This window comes from Haloarcula sp. CBA1122 (assembly GCF_009741785.1).
In the GTDB taxonomy this organism is placed as follows: domain Archaea; phylum Halobacteriota; class Halobacteria; order Halobacteriales; family Haloarculaceae; genus Haloarcula; species Haloarcula hispanica.
This window is the reverse complement of record NZ_WPCB01000016.1, coordinates 26860-43234: the sequence shown is the minus strand read 5'-3', so window position 1 is coordinate 43234 and position 16375 is coordinate 26860. Positions and strand designations below refer to the sequence as shown.

The following is a 16375-nucleotide window of genomic DNA, read 5'->3' as shown; positions in this document are numbered from 1 at the left end:
CTTCAGAATGGCGTCACGCAGTCCGAGAAGCCGAAACCGACGTTGTCCCCGAACTTCGTGATGAGTTCTGGAGCCACGATTGCCAGCACGACGACACCGAGGCCGACCAGCGAGAGGATAAGGTCCCGGCGAGCCTCGTTTTGCTGGTTCGGGTTGCCAGAGGCTCGCATATACGACAGGCCACTGCGACCGACGAACACCATCGTCGCTGGCAGGCCAAGACCAGCCAGTGCGCCAAAGACGACGTTGACGCCGTCCTCGACAGCAGTGTTACAGTAGATGTTCCCGACGTCGGTCTGGCCCATCGCCGAGCCAGCAAACAGCGTGAGGACCAGCAGCAGTTGGGTCGCCTGTCGCACGCCGGGCGTGAGCCAGGCGTCAGCAAACCGCCGCTTCGCGTGAGTGTAGAGTGTTGGTTGTGTGTTCGATGCGTTCGATGCGTTGGTTTGAGTTGACATAGATGTCTCTGATTTTGCGGTCTTGCTTGCCCGCCGATTCCCCACCGGTAATCCGCTACCGATCTTGTGTTGAGTTTCTTACACAGTTGGTGAATCCTATTCTGAATTCGCCAGCAAGTATTGACAGTGGGACTATCAAAAAACTTGTGAACAAGATGAAGGGTTCTAGATTGTGATAGGTAGTCTTACTCGGCAATGCCTTAATTTTCGGGCCGCATGAATGCTAATGCTAATATGGATATTTATTAGTACATCAACTAGTAACTTCGTTAACTAGACTATCAGCCGCAAAGTTTCCAAACCGTATATCAGAAATTACGGCAGTTGGGGAGGTATATTGACAGTCCTAACTGGTGTTATATTTAATATAATTGGATACAAGAAGGGCATAGAAGCTGACCAATAGAACATGATTAGGCTAGTTTCATAGAAGGGCAAAATCAGGGCATGAGGCGAGCCAGACTGAAATCAGACCATTACGTCGTCCGTGTCGTGGACCACTCCCAAGTCGTTAATGTCGCCGCACACACCCCCATGTCGTCAACTCTGCGATGCTGAGTGAGCGGGAATAAAACTGAACAGAGTGGATGAATCAACACCTCCACGCCATGCATTCGCTCGGTTGCAGGGACGCATCAAGAATGAAGCCAGAGCCGCCGGTATCCCCGTCGCGTACGTCTACCCGGGGTACACAAGTCAGACCTGCCTGGACTGCTAACACGTCGGCTCCCGAAACGGCGACGAGTTCCGATGTACGAACGACGAGTGTTGGGTAACGGAGTACTACGCAGACATTACGCTGCGGTCAGCATCTCTGACCGTTTAGACCGGTGGGGTGAGAGCCTGCCGCTAAAATTGGTGGGCAATGATATTATACAGGATGGGGACGTCTGTGACAGCGCCACGACTCGCTCTGAGCAGAGCCTACCACAGCAAATGACGCTCGGCGAGTTCGAGTCAAAACCCACTCCAGTGATTAGCTGGTATCCCCACGCAGGAAACCACCCCGTTCCGTTGCAGAGGGTGTCACACTCATTCGCTCGTATCCGAATTGAGGACCACCCCGGGTGTCGAGTGTAAATGGACATTAAATCGCGTATCATACCATTCAGACCCATGTTTAGATATTCTTGGGAGATATCAGTCCGAAAGTTCGAGTGAGACACCCCGACTGTCGAGTGTAAAATCGTGAATTACTGATCGGGCGAAAATCGTTGATCAGATTCAATGGCACTTTGTACGACCTTAGGCTCCTCCAGTAGGTAGTAAAAATTAGTCATGCCTTTTCCACGGCCACGTCCAACCCGATCCGTGACGCCGAGGATATCTAGAAACGCCTGTTCATTCAGCCGATCAGACATCCGCCTTTGTGAGAGAGGGTTAATATCTAGTGATTCCGTGAGCTGCTCGTACCGTTCATAGATTTTACGAGTAGGGAACTCTTCCTGATTGCTCCCCTCTGCAATCAATGAAAGGGCGTACACTGCTGCTTTCGATTGTGTAGGCTGATCTTGGAGAAGCTTAGAGAATCGATCGATATCCGCTTTCTCACGTGCATTTCGGACATGGTTTTCTTGCACAACATCACTGTTATCGTCTTTTGCAAGTTCGCCTGCATTTCGAAGGATATCCAGTGCTTTTCGAGCGTCACCGTGCTCTTGTGCAGCGAACGCAGACGCCAGAGGAATCACATCATCGGTGAGGACACCTTCACGAAATGCATCCTGGCGATGACGCATAATTTCGCGGAGCTGGTTTGCGTCGTAGGGAGGGAAGATGAACTCACGCTCTTGCAGACTGCTGAGGACTCGCTCATCGAGAGAATCTTTAAACGAGATTTTGTTGCTGATCGCGAGGATACCAACCTTACACGAGTCGATCTTCCCGGCTTCACCAGCTCGGGAGAGTTGCATTAGCACGTTGTTTTCTTGGAGTTTGTCAACCTCGTCAAGAATGATGATAACGACATCATGGAGAGTATCAAGTATCTCCCAAAGACGATCATAGTATGCATTCGTCGATAATCCCGAAGGTGGTACAGAGATATCTGTTTCATCTGGTCGGTTGAATGTCCGACCGAGTTTGATTACCACCTGTGTCTCTGTTGTTGCTTGAGTACAATCGATATATGCGCGATCAAGTTTCGTACCCTCATCGTGAGCGAAGTCTTCAGCACTTTGAGTAACGTGTTTGGCAACGAGACTCTTGCCAGTTCCCGTCTTTCCGTAAATTAACGTGTTTCTGGGCTTTCCACCCCGGATTGCAGGATGAATGCTATTGGCTAGGTTAGATATTTCATCTTCACGACCAATGATCCGCTCCTCGTCCGGGATGTGTTCGATATCGAGAAGCTCTTTATTCGCGAAGATTGGATCCTCACTTTCCCAAATTGAGTCGAGGGAACTCTGTTTCTCGTTACTCATATGAATATATGACCCCAGAGGAGCCACCTCATGTTACACACGACAGTCGGTGTAGTATATAAAACTATGCCTCCATCACACACCATTTGTCGAGTGTAAACGATTGATTCTACCGTTAGTAGAGCCTATACGGCATCAATAGTATAGTGTATTTCCAAGAAAAAGAAAATAGTACACCCCTCCGGGTGTCGAGTGTAACACTGGCAGTCGCTGTGTCTTTAGATGTTTAGTGAAGTACGTTTTTGAAGACACACACCCCGGGTGTCGAGTGTAAACTGTCCATGCTGACTGTCTAAGACCATCTTACCGTTAGACAGAGTAGAGAGAAATACGGTTAACACGAGTATACATACTGTCCGCGGACAGATCGATGACTCAGTAGGGGTTGCTATGCAACTCATGTATTGTCCAGAGATAGCTATGTATTGGAGTATTAGAGTTGCTTATAAACGATATTGCTGGTGCTTCTATATCCGACTTAGACCCGGTTATACCACATTATATGGTCCATTTATTGCTGATACAATAAAATATATAAATAGTATGTAGCTAGTAGTAGTAAGAAAAGCTGAAAAAAGATCTTAGGGCTCTCTACCACTCGAAAACAGCAGCTAACAATAATAGGTGTACTACAGTGTTCTGATCGGGTACCCACCATCCTGTTGATTTACACTCGACACCCGGGGTGTGTGTCCCCGTATGCTCTGAAGCTAGTACGGACTACAGGGATAATCATGATCAAATCTCTTTGGCAGGCTCTGTTCTCTTGGCTCCGGGAGCGAATTAATATCGTACGGTCTCTGATTCAAATCCGGGAGGCGGCATATTTCTCCGATTCGTCCCGTATTGACCGTATAGCGGCGGATTTCGGCGGTATTGCCCCCGAGATTCTCGGTGAGATTTGAACCGGGAACCGGGCGCACCCTTCGCCGTCGGGCGTTCCATTACATTGTACGTGCCGTGGCCCTTTCAGTCCTTCCCTCATTTTGGAATGAATACGCGGGTTAGCGCCCGTGAACAGTGCGATTCGAGGGTATTCAGAAAAAGTGTGAATACTGTTAACCAACACACGACCGAGTTCCCGAGTGTCGTTGGTTAACCGCGGGCGAGCCAGATACGACGAACGTGACCGGCCTGCGACGGCCTGTGAGGTACTTGACGGCCTTCGAGGCCAGTCGTTTTCGGGGCCTATCCTAACATAGTCCACCGTCACGTCCGATTGGGACGGTCACAAGAAGGTATAGTCGAAACCCCCAACAGAATGTTTATGAATTTGTCATATGAGTCGGATAGACGGCTTTCTCTGATACCCCTAATATGAATCACCGGACGAGAACAGCCGGTATAGACGCTCCTTACGCTAATACCCCTATCACTATCTCCCATTCACGCTGATAGCCATAATGTCAATAATCCGGGGTTTTAATTTCTCGCGTCACCAAGGGGTAGTCGTGACTTGAGGAAACAACATACTCGACTGAATGAATAGGACGACGCCGCCGGGCCAGACTTGGAAGGGACAGCCCCGGTATCGGCGTCGAACGGACGAGAGCCGGATTCCCCGAACTCTCTATCTGGTTCTACCGGATAGGCGATGAAAACCGTTGGGGGCGCTCTCACCCGAGAATGTAGACAGACAATGCACCAGAGAATGGCCGTTAGGCCCATGAGACGTACAGCACAACAACGAGCGCGGTACGCAAACCCCGGACACGACCCAACCGAGGTGGCAGACGAATGAGTAGCAACAGCGTCGGCGTGCACACTCTTGTCGAGGCTGTGGGCGAAGACCCACGCCTCAAGCCGTTCGAGAAGGAAACTCAAATCGGCTGGACGAAAGACGGCTTCCCGACAGTCGCCGCGACCCAGTTCGACCAGCACGTCGCTCATGTCTTCTCTGAAGAGGCAGGAATTTCACGACGACTGATTCAGCACCCACATTTCACGGTGACTGGTATCCGAGTCAACGATTCGGTCGGAGAGGGTAGGAGTATTGAGCCAGACAACTTCTGCGGTGGCAAAGTCACCGCAGTTGGTGGCTACATCCCAATTGTGGCGGTCATCTTGGGAACGTCTGTGCGGTCAACGTCTGGCCATGCTAACGTCGTCCCCTACACCGGGGCAGAGTCGAACGGTTCGGAATTGTCGCCCGACAGGTTTTCCGATAACCCATCGGTGGCGGTGGGCCAAGCGCAAACCTCGGACGGCTCTGCCGAAGTAGGCCAACCCGCAACCACCAGTCACAACGACTCGAACTCGGTCAGTACGACTGACCCATTAGACTGGTAGGCGTCTCGACTCTCTCCTATCTCGTATCTCTATGCTGTTCGTCTAACACTATACAACTACAGCAACGCTCTATCCCTTTCCGTAGGTTTTCCCTTTCTATCTTTCTGTAGTGGTCGTAGTTGTTCGTCCTACCCTCTCTATAGAACGAAGAATATCGTTCGTTGTACCCTTCGTATAGTATAGGAACAGTGGACAAACTCTGTCGTTCTATCCCATTGCTGTCCTACGTAGTGTAGGAGTTCGTTCCGGCATACCGAACTACATCTATAATATTATAGACAATACAGACAACGACCAACCACCGACACAAGGGACGAATCAACCCCGTAGTTTCCCCTCGAAGACCGCGACTGCCACCAACTACGTACGAGGGTCAGCCCGAGGTAGCACAAGCGCCGCTGTAGGTCAGACACGTTGACTGGCACTATCCTAACGAACATTCACCCACCGTCGAGAGGGAAACATCGTGTCTGTCGAGCCGACCGCGAGAACATTGAGCCAGTCAACCTCCCCCGAAAAGGTAAAATCGGGTTGGCACTCTGACCCCACACCCCCCGATTTGAATCGACCCCCGAAAACAGGGCGGAACCGATTCGTCACAACCGCCGCTGATGGTCAGACACGTTCGTCAGCACAACCCCTGTGGTGGGTGGCGTCCCGGCAGGGGGACAGGTCGTCTCACTCGGTGACTGGTAGTGGGGGTTCTGTGGCTGTACCTCCGTGGCAACTCACGGCGTCGTGAGATATGGGGGACGCCCGTAGGGGCGGGTGGACAGGTCAGTCGGGGGCCAGGCAGGGGGACAAGGGCTGTCGGAGTTGGTTGGGGTGGGCCACCCGGACGGGGGTCAGGGAGTTCGAGATATGTGAGTGGTCGCGCTCTCTGCCTCAATGTCCGTTTCAGCAAGGGTAGAATCGCCCGATTTTCACAGCGCCATGACGCCATTTAGCGGTCACCGCTGGCCCCATAGCGGGTCGTGACGGTCGCCTTCGACAGCATGGGGAACGCGTCGGCGTCGGACTTCAAGAGCGGGAGCGCAGAAGTGAGGGGCGAAAGCGGGCCGGTGACAGTCATAGAGTACCCGTTCTGGTGAACTCGTCCAACAGTGGCTTTCTTATATTTTTAGTAGCCCTGTCGTTGCTCCGAACGCTTCGGTTCCCAACGTCATTCATCTGGTCGGCTTGAAGCAACGCACTCTTGTTGAAACTGTATTCGCAGGTAATCTCATTAGGCCGTGTCTGAAAGAGTTCCTTCCCTTCTTCCGGTTCAATATCAAACCAGCGTCCGGGAACCGTTACGGGTTCACTCTTCTCTTCACCAAATTCCGTCTCATATACCACATCAATCCAAAAACAGAACTCATACGCTTCTTGTCGCAGTGACTCACCAACTCCCGACTGAAAATTCCCGTAGCCTTGACCATTTGGGTCAGGGAATGGTGGTTCTCCTCGAAACTCGACTTTTCTTTCAGTACCCATAATGTCGCGTTCTCTCAATTTCTCTCCTTCTTCGTACCGATGTATGTTGTGTTCGACTGTGACCACCACGACGCTATCCCGATTTCGAGAATCAGAAACCATGTTCACGTCGTCTTCCGTGGGGAACTCGACCGTTGTACGAAGACGTAGATTCTTGGCTAAACCCTCACCGAAATTTGAGAGGTAAAGCGTAATCTCGTCTCCGTTCATTTCCCAATCCGAGACTTCAAGCGAGGGTGTCTGTTCTATTTTCAACAGTTCGTACTGCTGGTAATAGAGCCACACAAGTAGACCGCTCAAAATAAGCGACCCGAGCGCTCCGAGAACTTGACCCCATTTCAGTAACCAGTTGAAGAATAGAGCATATGGCGAAAGGAGTGACATGAGCGAAGCAATCGGTGCCACCGACAAGAATCCCAAGGTCGGGATAGGGACTACACGGTCACACGGAGTTGAGTTCGTCCAATCGGCCATACGACACCTCGTCGGCGTTCTCGTCGGTCAGCCCATATCGAGCGAGGTATTTCCTGACGGTCGTGGGGGAACAGTCGAACCCGTCACGGGCCGCTATTTCGTCCGCTGAAAGGCCTTTCTCGGCGTGCAAGCGGCGTAAGGTGTCTTCATGTCGCCACGGTCGAAGGACGCCGAGACGTTCCATGTGGACGGTCACGCGGCTCTTCGAGACTCCGAGTTCGTAGGCGATGGTTCGGGGGGACAGCCCGCTTTCGTGGTATGCCCAACGCAGAAACTCACGGTCGCGCCACGGCTCGGTTTCAGGGACGCGCTCGTCAGGGAGCCGGAAGGTCATAGGCGAGACTACGTGATTCGATAGATTAGAGGCTTCGACCCCTACGACTCGTTCGACAGCCTATCGCGGTGTTCCTTGATTATGGATAGAAACTCTTCGGCTTCATCCTCGCTAAACTCAAACTCTCTTTCGTCTACGTCACCCCGAGGGTCAACGTAACTGGCGGAGAATCGGTATTTCCCCTTCAATTGGTTGAATACGTCATACAGGTCGGGGTTCCCCTGTCCCATCTGAACGAGGTCGGAGTATCGTGCCTGTACATCACTATGTCCTTCAGCAGACCACCCCAAGAAAATCACGTCAATCTTCATCATGCGTTCTGCCGCATGGAACGCATTTTCTACGAATCCACGCCACAGTTCGTTCTCTTCCGCATATTCTGCCAGTTCGATGAACTGGTCGGCGGCGTTGATTAGTGGGTCAGCATACGACCGATTTCGTCTAAAATCAAAATTGAACACCCATCCGAACCCATCCATCTTTGCGACCGTTATATGTCCATAATCTTCTTCTTCGTCTTCCAATATTACTTCTTCAAACCCCTCTATTTGGTCAGCAGTCATCTCTTCTCCCTTCTCGATTGACTCGCCTTCTTTGAGCAATGCGACCATCTTCACTTCTGCGTCATCGTTCACATGAACTTCTACGTCTGTTTCGTCTTTGTCTAAATCACCAAATTGGGAGCCAGCAAACGGACTTTTCAAGAAAACCTGTCCTTTCCTGAAGTCCGACCGGCCCAACCCTTTCGCCTCAAGCGCGTCATCAAAATATAGGTCAAACATCTGTTCAAAGAAATTCTCCGTCATTTCGTCCGTGAACTCAATTTCATTAGCCATAGACCGTAGTTCATGTCTTGAACTGAAAGTTATGGCGACGACCTCAAACCGTTCTATGAGAGATGTGAAATAATGTAACCGCAGTTCAGTTTCACCACACGGCTGACTCCTATACTTCACCCACCGGATGGACAAGATATGGCAGACCCTTCAGCGGCTCTCGGCCCACTCTCGAAGTTAGTTGACGGAGCGTCAGATTACTACGAGTTTTGGAAGGATTACAAGGGCGAAGAAATCCTGATTCGGACGCATTCGGTCAACGTTGGCGGCCTTGAATCGGGTGACAGAGGGAAGGTACGACAGAACAGCCACATCATTCGAGGGACGGTTGCTGATGTTACGTCATTCCCGCCGGGATTCCTGCTCGAAGATGTAGAAGAGTACGTTGAATTGAGTGATATACACCTAATGTTCGGTGCCGGGTCGAAGAAACCACAGGGGGCGGCAGAGGGCGTGATGGGCAAACAAACGCTCCGAGAGATAGACGAGAAGTACGTCTCCTTTAGTGCGATAGACGAGTTAGAAACCGCAGAAGCCGCTGACTCGGCAACAGAGCCTTTCAGAGAAGACGAAGAAGATTAGAGCATATCGTCGGTCGTCTCTGCTGACCGAAGCGCTCCGAGAATAGTATATCGAAGACCTTGCGGGTACTTCGTTTCGTATGGAACGGGGTCGTCCAACTCATACAGACTCTCCGGTTCAAAACGAATCACCATCTTGTCATCTGCGATTTTCGCACCATCAGCGTACTCTTCGATGGGGCGAGATAATTCAGCCTCTTCGGGCGGAACAACGTCCTTGACCGTAGCGAAGTATTTCACTTGACGCACGTCGCCGGTCACGTACATCGCTACGTACTCGAACTCGCTCCCGACGCGAACGAAACCCCACGCGTTGTTCTCTTTCAAGAAGGGTAGACCGGATTCCTTCGTCGGGAACACTGCGACCTTCGCGTCGTCGTCACCATCCATCTCGGCGCGTCTAATCCGACCGGCGATGTGATTGTCCGATGGTTCGATACCACCACCGCCACCACCTATCGGGTCGTCCGTACCCCCACCGCCGTCGGTGTCAATTTCCGAGTCTATGTCTTCCACGAGCCGGTCAATCATCTCCTTGGCCTGTGTTTCCGCAAGCGACGAGATAGCGTCTGAAATCTCGTTAGCCAGCGTATTCGAGAGTTCAACCGCCAAATCGTCCTTGTCCGCTTCGAGGGTTTGGCGGGCTTCACGGAGTTCGTTGATTCGACCGAGTATCTTCCCCGATTCGCCCGACTCGATAGCGTCTTTCTCGTAGGCTTTCAAAACGGCGAGACGGTTGGGCAGGTCTCCGAGGTCTACATCACCGACCTGCTGAACATTCACGTTTGAAGCGTCAACTCGGCGCTGAAAGAAGCGATACTGCTTCCCGTTCGTCAGAACGCCGTAGTTGACGTTCTTGTTCATCATATAGGACGAGAGTTGTTCGTCGTGGTCGGCAGTCAGGGCTGTGTCCGCACCCGAAACACCGGGGCGACGAACACGTCAAACTCGCCGTCGCGCTACAGCTCTTCGGCGGCTGGGCACACGAGTACCCCGACGGAAGCCGCGACCGTGGCGACTGGCACATGCTCCTCCTCGGAGACCCCGGCTGTGGCAAGTCCACTTTCCTCCGCTACGTCGACCAGATCGCACCGCGGTCGACCTACGCCTCTGGAAAGGGTGCGACGGCGGCAGGCATGACCGCGGCGGCTGTCGCTGACGACTTCGGAGATACCGAGTGGGGGCTGGAAGCCGGCGCGCTGGTGCTGGCCGACGGCGGGATCGCCTGCGTCGACGAGATCGACAAGATGCAGTCCGACGCGGTGTCCTCGATGCACGACGCCCTTGAGAGTCAGCAGGTCCACGTCAACAAGGCCGGGATCAACGCCACGCTGAACGCTCGAACCTCGCTACTGGCGGCAGGGAATCCGAAGAACGGACGCTTCGAGCGCTACCGTCCGAAGGGCGAGCAGATCGACATGGGGCCGACGCTCCTCTCTCGGTTCGATCTGATGTTCATGGTGTCTGACCAGCCGATCGGGAAGACGACGCAGAAGTGGTCGAGCACATGGTCCAGAGTCGACAGGCTGCAGGCCGTCATACTCGCGGGGAGGAACTGAGCGACGAGGAACAGCAACGGGTTGAACCGGCGATCGAGCGGTCGGTGATGCGGGCCTACGTTGCTCACGCCAAGCAGACCTGTCGGCCTATCATCGAAGACAACGAAGTCGCGGAACGGCTCAAGCAATTCTTCGTCGAGTTCCGAGCGAGTGCTGGTGAGCAAGATGACGACTCACCGATTCCGCTGACGTTCCGGAAGGTCGAGGCGATTCAGCGGCTTGCCGAGTCCAGTGCTCGGGTTCGTCTTTCGGATACCGTGGAGATCGAGGACGTGGAGCGAGCGATCAAGCTCGTGACGAAGTCCATGAAGCAGGTTGGATACGATCCTGAAGAGGGTGAGTTTGATGCAGATATTATCGAAACAGGACAGTCGAAGAGTCAGCGAGAACGTCGCGAAACAATTCTTTCCTACGTAGAGGAGTTAGAGGGGGCAACGATTGAGGAGATTGTTGAGAGAGTAAAGTTCGATCAAAAGCTCCTGAAGCACGATATTAAAAAGCTGAAAGAGACTGGAAGGATTTATTCTATGGATGGTGAGTTTAGAAGAACGTAGCAAGCAGTGAGAAAGGGTCACATTTGAGTTTCTTCATAGAGCCATCGTATCAAACACGACTAATGAGTGGTCTTAGATCTGTATGTTCAAAGTTTGCAAAGGGTCCCTGATCGAGCAGCCATGTATGGAGTCTCAGAACATCTGTTTTGATAGACGGTATACTCCGAAAAAGAGACAAGCATCACAGAGTTTGTTTAAAAAGTGCCCGATACAATTGACGCGGGTTTCCTTTCGTATCTTCATATCCGTTGCGTCCGTGAGAGATCTTATGATTAGCAACGACTAGTAGGTCTCCGGAAGAGAGCTTGAATTCTGAATAGAAATCACTGTCAGTAGTTAGCTTGCCCTTCATCCAATTGAGTGCCTCTTGCAGGTTCTCAACCTCGTCTACATTCCACTTTGAAGTGTTATCTAGTGAAAATCTAGTCACAAGTCCAAACTGGTTGATATCAAAAGCAGGTCCAGTTTTTGATTCCCCTGACCGATCAATGTCGATCCTAGTCAATGCTTTGTTTGAACACAATGCATTTGCGAGCTCAGGGCGCTCTCTCACTAGTTGACTAAATGCACCTATTGAATTAAAAACCCGGCTTTCACCCCCAGTCTTTGACTGAGATTGGCACAACATAAACGTCGTCGCACTGTGCCAATTGGTTCTAATGTGCCATCCACGTGGACAGACTGCTCTCCATTTGATAGAAATCCCTCATGATCTGTTTCTGATTCATCATCATGAGATATCTCATTTATTCCAAATGAATTGTGAAGCCCCTCATCCTCGGAATACTGCGTAGGGACAAATCCGGAATCAAATCCAAAACCTTCCGCAATCTGCTCAATTATGCCAACAGGCTGGGAGAGATCATCCAGCTGTAACAGGGCGAGACCGCATTTTTCATATGATCTTTTCGCGGCCTGACAGACTTCATTGGAAATTCCTTTCCCACGATTAGCATTAATTCGTTCTGAGAGAGATGCATCATATTTGGATCCACATAACGGTCCAATGTCCGCGTTCAAGACATCCTCTGCGGTTATTGTCATGATTCGCTGATTTCTAATGCTTGTAGCGCATTAGCTCTTGATGCCACAGATAGAGCACGCACTGAGATTTCATCGTCTTTGTCGATGAAAGCGTCAATCCGGTCAGAAGTTATTGCGAGAACACCAATACGGCCTGGCAAGGGAATCGCAAGAACGCTATCATAGTATTCTCCTAGATCTTGTTCGTGTATATGCCTCGGCTGACTATCTTCAAGCGCCTGCCAAACGATTGATGGGTTCCCGCGAGCTTTTACCCAACTACTGCCTCGGGGACGGTTACTGGGAGCTGGATATTTGGTAAAGCTTGTTAAAACTTCTACCATTTCATCATTGGATACTTCCATTTCTGTTCGTAGGTAGAGTTTCGCAGTGAAACTTCCTCCTGCGAAAATATACGGGCACAAATCAACAATCTCTTTTGTTGCCCTATTTAGCCTATCTGCAGACTTATCGCTAATCTCTAGGTTATTTAACGATATATTTGTTTCGCGGGAATTCCCGAATATTTGGCTATCATCTAAGCATCTGCGAATTGTTTCTTTATCTTCCTCTGACAAGGAGTCAAATGTCGGAAGACAATCAGACAGATCCTCGATTATATTCCTTTCATCCTTATCCTTGAAATCATCGTCATATATTAAATCAAACAGTGCTAATTGACCAGCAAGTCTCTCACAAAGGTTGATTAGTCGTATGCGGGTCACTTCCTCATTTAGCGATTTTAGTTCACTTGGAACTATTCTAACTGTTAAGCCGACAAAGATGAGAAGCATCAAATAAAAAGTCCAGATCAAGATCTTCATTTGAATACCCACAAAGTCAAATGATAGGACAAAACCGAGAAGACCACCCAACGCCAACAAGACGATCTCAGCTACTTTGAATACAGCTTGGAGTTGATCAAAGCGCCGGCCGCCAACTTTTTGTTTAGTGTCTAATAGGAGTGTTTGGTATCTCTGTAAGACAGTGGAGTCAAATTCGTGAGCAACGTCATCTGATTCGGATGCTCCAGAGAGTATCTCTTGAACCTTATCGCCCATTGGCGACCCAATCGAAGTCTGACTACATTTATATTGGGCTTTGGTAATGCTAAGCTCAATTCTGACGAGTGAGCCTGATTTTACAATAATACTATTCAACAAAAATGGCTGAGTTGTTGAAGAAGAGAGTCAGCACGCAACAAATTCGGTAATAGCGTATTCAGGAAGTATCGGGGCTTACTTCCTGAAATCGGACCGAATATTGTTCCGGCAGATCGTCTAATCTGACGCGAATCTTGAGGACCGTAATACCAGGTTCAGAAGCTTTCTGCTGCATCAACTCAGTCTGATTACGCTCAAATGAACTGCTCCCGGTTTTAATTTCGCACCAGTACTTTCGAAGTAACTCACCAGGATACCCCTTTTCAACCTCTAACACGCAATCCGGTAACCAACTCTTGTATCGGGGACGGCCACGACCGTCGTGGTACTGAGAGTGAGCGGCGTTCTGTACCATGCTGATGTGGAGTTCTTCCTCTGGCTGATCGAGGTCTTGTTCAATGAAGTTCTTGAGCGCAGGTGGACTATTACCTGGATTTTTGATCAGCGCTTCCCCGATAGCTCCGTACTGGTTAGCTCCGACTCCGAATACCCATGTGTCCGCCTCGGAGTCTACTGGGGTCTGGACATTTCTCTCTGGTTGGGGAATGAGGTAGACATCCGCCGCAGTGGTATCCTGCTGAGCTACTTTCTGCAGTGCAACGCGTACTTCGCCCTTTTTATTGAGCTGAGCAACGTGCGTTTCTGCTTCCTGCCGAGATGGATAGTCGAGAAATTTCCCTTCTGCTTCAGCGAGTTCGGCAACAGCACCATTTGCATCGGTTGCGGAGGATTTGACTTCAACGACAAATGGCTCCTCAGTGGAACCTGAACAGTGAGAATTCGTCCCGTCGCGGTTCATGTATCTAAGCCACTTGCTATCACGTTATAACCCTTAAGACGACGGAGTTGACCAAGAAATGCGACACGGAACCCAGTATATCGGGCTATAGCTGACTCATTCGTTCTAAACTGTGGTTATTATGATTGACTTGTCATCGAGAACCATCTTTGCACATCAAGCGTAATGAGAACCACCACTCGTATGACTGCTGGCTAACGCCGGACAAGTACAAGATGTTGAAGCAGAATGCACAGAGTTACGAGGATTCCTTCATCATATAGCTCGGTACCTCCTGTCAGTAAACCGCCCTTGCCAAAGCAGTCCAGCAATTAAAATGGCCCGCGATCAGCAAACACACTTCTTGCTTTGAGCTGCCTTCTAATGCCGAGATCGATCTTCTGATTCCGTTCTTCGCGGCTCATTCCTTCAGCACAAGCAGCGGCCATATTGCCGGCAGCCTGTCGATACAGCTTGAATATCTGACTGTAGTTTCCCAGTGTGAGTGAATATGACGTTACCCTGTAGTCCTTCAGAGAATCATCGATCTGCACACTTGCCTTATTGTTCGCCCGCTGGAAGCTGCGGCCCGCAGAGTCGAAAGACGAATGTTCGAAAGCGTCGATACCACTGTTAAGCGAAAAAATCACTTTCAGGAACAGCTCTTGCATATCAGCGTGTTTCTTATATACGGTTCTCTGTCTGCTCAGCCGCGAACTGACTCTATCACGATCAGGTAAGAGTTTTTGTGTCGAGGGCGGCTGCTCACTGGGAGTGTGTGTCGCTACCGTTTTGCTAAATTTAGAAATGGATGACTCCACATTAGGAAGGTGTCTCTCTTGGTTTGATTGACCGTTGAAGTACTCACCATTCAAAGTAGCAATCTCACGACTTTCAATTTTCCCACTAAGAGACTCCCCCTCGTCCAAAGTTTGCTGCAGTTCTTGATAGTAGTCTAAAGCCTGGTTGATATTGCCAGCACCAACCGAAGGTGTCGAAGATGGAGTTTTTCCAGTCGGGTCTATCTCCTTCTCAGAGAGTGAGCTATTTACCGACTCTATCGTTGTAGCTATTGACGACTGCAGCATAGAGTTTTTCTGGGGATCTCTAAGATCAGTTGAGTCAATAGTCTGGGCCAAATTCTGTAGTTCAGACTCTTCACTGGAGAAATCGGGAGGCTCCTCATCGATCGTACTCACGAGGGTGCCGAGGACGATAGTCCCACCTAACAATCGGAAAAGGTTACGACGAGAAAGAAGTATTTCGTCGGTATCTTCGTCACCAGACATTGCATTTATTTTCACCGACAAGTATTAAATACATTTCCACTATCTAGCAGACTGTGGGCGAATTGGATACTGACCGTGTTAATTTAGCGGCAAGCCATCTCGATGGCGGACTGTACCGCCATGCGAGAGTAGAAACGCGAAAACCAGCGCTTGATTTGGCCGGTGCCCTGTCTGAGGTACACGATAGCAGCTTGGAGTTAAGCCTCGCAGAAGGTGATCGTATATTAATTCGAGCAGAGCAAGAGATCGATACCACAACACTACGCCGGCTTCGGAAGCTCACTGAGGTACTTGAGGACGACCTTGGGATTAATCTCGGGCATGGGAAGTTTGCCCGGATGGCGAGTACTGCGGCGACAGCCAGTTCGGTTGTAGCTGTGGCGATTGCTGGGTGGAATCTAGTGGAAGCTGCGGATACCTTGCGGGACGCTTCGAAGCGGGCAGAGTCACTACAAGCGGTGAAAGAGGACCGGTTCGGTACTTTCTACAGAGCAATCGGTCTATTCGTCGTAGAGTGTTTCTTGTTCACTACCCCACTCAATTACAAGACCGCTTGGAAAGGAACGCGGTATCTCAACAATCACTACCTCTATCGGTTGCGATCTACGTCGAAACTTCTCTATCGACTCACACTGAGCGAAGTACATTATGCGATTCGAGGATTCACCAAAGAAGCACTTCGTAACGCAGATCAGTTCGCTTCGTACCTTGCACAGGTAACCATCAAGAGTGTAAAGATCTTGCAGGAATATTCTGACGACGGAGTAGATGACCTCATTGAGACTGTACGACAAGAGGTAGAGGAGTTTCATGCGTTCGTCGAAAATAGCTATCAGCTTATTGTACCCGAAATTGAACTGCAATCCGTCGTTCAAGAAGTGGTCAAAGAACTTTCTACATTCATCGACCTTTCAGAACTATCCTCGAAGCAAATCATGAGCGGGATTGATATATAATAGGGAGCGATCAAGTAATTGTTCTACTCACTTTTTCACGAGCTAGCTGAAATTTCATCGAAGTTTCTGTTCCCCTCTATAGACAGCTTTGACTACAGCGATAATCACGACCAACAGTTGTTCCAGTTTGTGTTTCCCAACAAGCGAGTAGCGTGTCATAAAATGTGTCCCACGCCCTCTGC

Annotated in this window: 16 protein-coding genes and 1 pseudogene; 5 read left to right on the top strand and 12 right to left on the bottom strand. The window is 50.3% G+C overall.

Annotated features, from left to right (window positions below; genetic code table 11):
* Positions 1-2: 2 nt before the first annotated feature.
* Complete coding sequence (locus tag GJ630_RS08560) at positions 3-458, bottom strand: pilin (protein ID WP_191449720.1); 456 nt, start codon at positions 456-458, stop codon at positions 3-5.
* A 583-nt stretch (positions 459-1041) separates the two neighbouring features.
* Here GJ630_RS08560 and GJ630_RS08555 point away from each other — a divergent pair.
* Complete coding sequence (locus GJ630_RS08555; protein ID WP_197427628.1) at positions 1042-1176, top strand: zinc ribbon domain-containing protein; 135 nt, start codon at positions 1042-1044, stop codon at positions 1174-1176.
* Between the two features lie 475 nt (positions 1177-1651).
* Here GJ630_RS08555 and GJ630_RS08550 read toward each other — a convergent pair whose 3' ends face one another.
* Positions 1652-2881 (bottom strand): Cdc6/Cdc18 family protein, encoded by a 1230-nt coding sequence (locus GJ630_RS08550; protein ID WP_121578415.1) that lies wholly within the window; start codon positions 2879-2881, stop codon positions 1652-1654.
* A gap of 1737 nt (positions 2882-4618) precedes the next feature.
* Here GJ630_RS08550 and GJ630_RS08545 point away from each other — a divergent pair.
* Positions 4619-5170 carry a hypothetical protein gene (locus GJ630_RS08545; protein WP_191449719.1) on the top strand — a complete coding sequence of 184 codons (552 nt, stop codon included), beginning with the start codon at positions 4619-4621 and terminating at the stop codon, positions 5168-5170.
* Positions 5171-6113: 943 nt separating this feature from the next.
* Here the strand turns inward: GJ630_RS08545 and GJ630_RS20305 are convergent.
* Genes GJ630_RS20305 through GJ630_RS08530 form a run of 4 tightly spaced genes read right to left on the bottom strand, consistent with a single transcriptional unit; the run spans position 6114 to position 8290 of the window.
* Complete coding sequence (locus GJ630_RS20305; protein ID WP_256369587.1) at positions 6114-6242, bottom strand: hypothetical protein; 129 nt, start codon at positions 6240-6242, stop codon at positions 6114-6116.
* The gene (locus GJ630_RS08540; RefSeq protein ID WP_191449718.1) at positions 6239-7030 is read right to left on the bottom strand and encodes a hypothetical protein; all 792 of its coding nucleotides are present in this window, start codon (positions 7028-7030) and stop codon (positions 6239-6241) included. Before GJ630_RS08540 ends, GJ630_RS20305 begins: the two co-directional genes overlap by 4 nt.
* Positions 7031-7088: 58 nt before the next feature.
* Entirely contained in the window at positions 7089-7454 is a 366-nt protein-coding gene (locus GJ630_RS08535) for a hypothetical protein (RefSeq protein WP_191449717.1), read from the bottom strand.
* Between the two features lie 41 nt (positions 7455-7495).
* Positions 7496-8290, bottom strand: coding sequence for a HEPN domain-containing protein (locus GJ630_RS08530; protein WP_191449716.1), 795 nt, complete (start codon positions 8288-8290; stop codon positions 7496-7498).
* A gap of 138 nt (positions 8291-8428) precedes the next feature.
* Between GJ630_RS08530 and GJ630_RS08525 the strand changes: the two genes are divergently transcribed.
* Positions 8429-8872, top strand: a complete 444-nt coding sequence (locus GJ630_RS08525; protein WP_191449715.1) for a hypothetical protein — start codon at positions 8429-8431, stop codon at positions 8870-8872.
* Here the strand turns inward: GJ630_RS08525 and GJ630_RS08520 are convergent.
* A complete protein-coding gene (locus GJ630_RS08520) occupies positions 8869-9738 on the bottom strand; it encodes a hypothetical protein (RefSeq protein ID WP_191449714.1) in 870 nt (289 codons plus the stop codon). The two genes, GJ630_RS08525 and GJ630_RS08520, sit on opposite strands and share 4 nt — an antisense overlap.
* 47 nt (positions 9739-9785) lie before the next feature.
* Between GJ630_RS08520 and GJ630_RS20515 the strand changes: the two are divergent.
* Positions 9786-10984 (top strand): annotated as a pseudogene (locus GJ630_RS20515) (ATP-binding protein); the annotation flags it as partial.
* A gap of 181 nt (positions 10985-11165) precedes the next feature.
* Here GJ630_RS20515 and GJ630_RS20510 read toward each other — a convergent pair.
* The 5 genes from GJ630_RS20510 to GJ630_RS08490 form a co-directional block, all read right to left on the bottom strand.
* On the bottom strand, positions 11166-11612 hold the full coding sequence (locus GJ630_RS20510; RefSeq protein ID WP_191449713.1) for a TauD/TfdA family dioxygenase: 447 nt from the start codon (positions 11610-11612) through the stop codon (positions 11166-11168).
* Positions 11555-12028: a hypothetical protein gene (locus tag GJ630_RS08505; RefSeq protein WP_191449712.1), complete on the bottom strand. Its 474-nt coding sequence runs from the start codon at positions 12026-12028 to the stop codon at positions 11555-11557. Before GJ630_RS08505 ends, GJ630_RS20510 begins: the two co-directional genes overlap by 58 nt.
* Positions 12025-13068, bottom strand: a complete 1044-nt coding sequence (locus GJ630_RS08500) for a hypothetical protein (protein ID WP_191449711.1) — start codon at positions 13066-13068, stop codon at positions 12025-12027. The genes GJ630_RS08505 and GJ630_RS08500 overlap by 4 nt, the downstream gene beginning before the upstream one ends.
* Positions 13069-13228: 160 nt before the next feature.
* Complete coding sequence (locus tag GJ630_RS08495; protein ID WP_147435175.1) at positions 13229-13969, bottom strand: hypothetical protein; 741 nt, start codon at positions 13967-13969, stop codon at positions 13229-13231.
* 311 nt (positions 13970-14280) lie between these two features.
* Positions 14281-15237, bottom strand: a complete 957-nt coding sequence (locus GJ630_RS08490; protein WP_050038622.1) for a hypothetical protein — start codon at positions 15235-15237, stop codon at positions 14281-14283.
* A gap of 53 nt (positions 15238-15290) precedes the next feature.
* Between GJ630_RS08490 and GJ630_RS08485 the strand changes: the two genes are divergently transcribed.
* A complete protein-coding gene (locus tag GJ630_RS08485; RefSeq protein WP_228841634.1) occupies positions 15291-16193 on the top strand; it encodes a hypothetical protein in 903 nt (300 codons plus the stop codon).
* Positions 16194-16375: the final 182 nt, after the last annotated feature.

Coding starts and splice junctions, on each gene's coding strand:
- GJ630_RS08560 (WP_191449720.1), bottom strand. CDS start 458: ATGTCAACTCAAACCAACGCATCGAACGCATCGAACACACAACCAACA.
- GJ630_RS08550 (WP_121578415.1), bottom strand. CDS start 2,881: ATGAGTAACGAGAAACAGAGTTCCCTCGACTCAATTTGGGAAAGTGAG.
- GJ630_RS08545 (WP_191449719.1), top strand. CDS start 4,619: ATGAGTAGCAACAGCGTCGGCGTGCACACTCTTGTCGAGGCTGTGGGC.
- GJ630_RS20305 (WP_256369587.1), bottom strand. CDS start 6,242: ATGACTGTCACCGGCCCGCTTTCGCCCCTCACTTCTGCGCTCCCGCTC.
- GJ630_RS08540 (WP_191449718.1), bottom strand. CDS start 7,030: ATGTCACTCCTTTCGCCATATGCTCTATTCTTCAACTGGTTACTGAAA.
- GJ630_RS08535 (WP_191449717.1), bottom strand. CDS start 7,454: ATGACCTTCCGGCTCCCTGACGAGCGCGTCCCTGAAACCGAGCCGTGG.
- GJ630_RS08530 (WP_191449716.1), bottom strand. CDS start 8,290: ATGGCTAATGAAATTGAGTTCACGGACGAAATGACGGAGAATTTCTTT.
- GJ630_RS08525 (WP_191449715.1), top strand. CDS start 8,429: ATGGCAGACCCTTCAGCGGCTCTCGGCCCACTCTCGAAGTTAGTTGAC.
- GJ630_RS08520 (WP_191449714.1), bottom strand. CDS start 9,738: ATGATGAACAAGAACGTCAACTACGGCGTTCTGACGAACGGGAAGCAG.
- GJ630_RS20510 (WP_191449713.1), bottom strand. CDS start 11,612: ATGTTGTGCCAATCTCAGTCAAAGACTGGGGGTGAAAGCCGGGTTTTT.
- GJ630_RS08505 (WP_191449712.1), bottom strand. CDS start 12,028: ATGACAATAACCGCAGAGGATGTCTTGAACGCGGACATTGGACCGTTA.
- GJ630_RS08500 (WP_191449711.1), bottom strand. CDS start 13,068: ATGGGCGATAAGGTTCAAGAGATACTCTCTGGAGCATCCGAATCAGAT.
- GJ630_RS08495 (WP_147435175.1), bottom strand. CDS start 13,969: ATGAACCGCGACGGGACGAATTCTCACTGTTCAGGTTCCACTGAGGAG.
- GJ630_RS08490 (WP_050038622.1), bottom strand. CDS start 15,237: ATGTCTGGTGACGAAGATACCGACGAAATACTTCTTTCTCGTCGTAAC.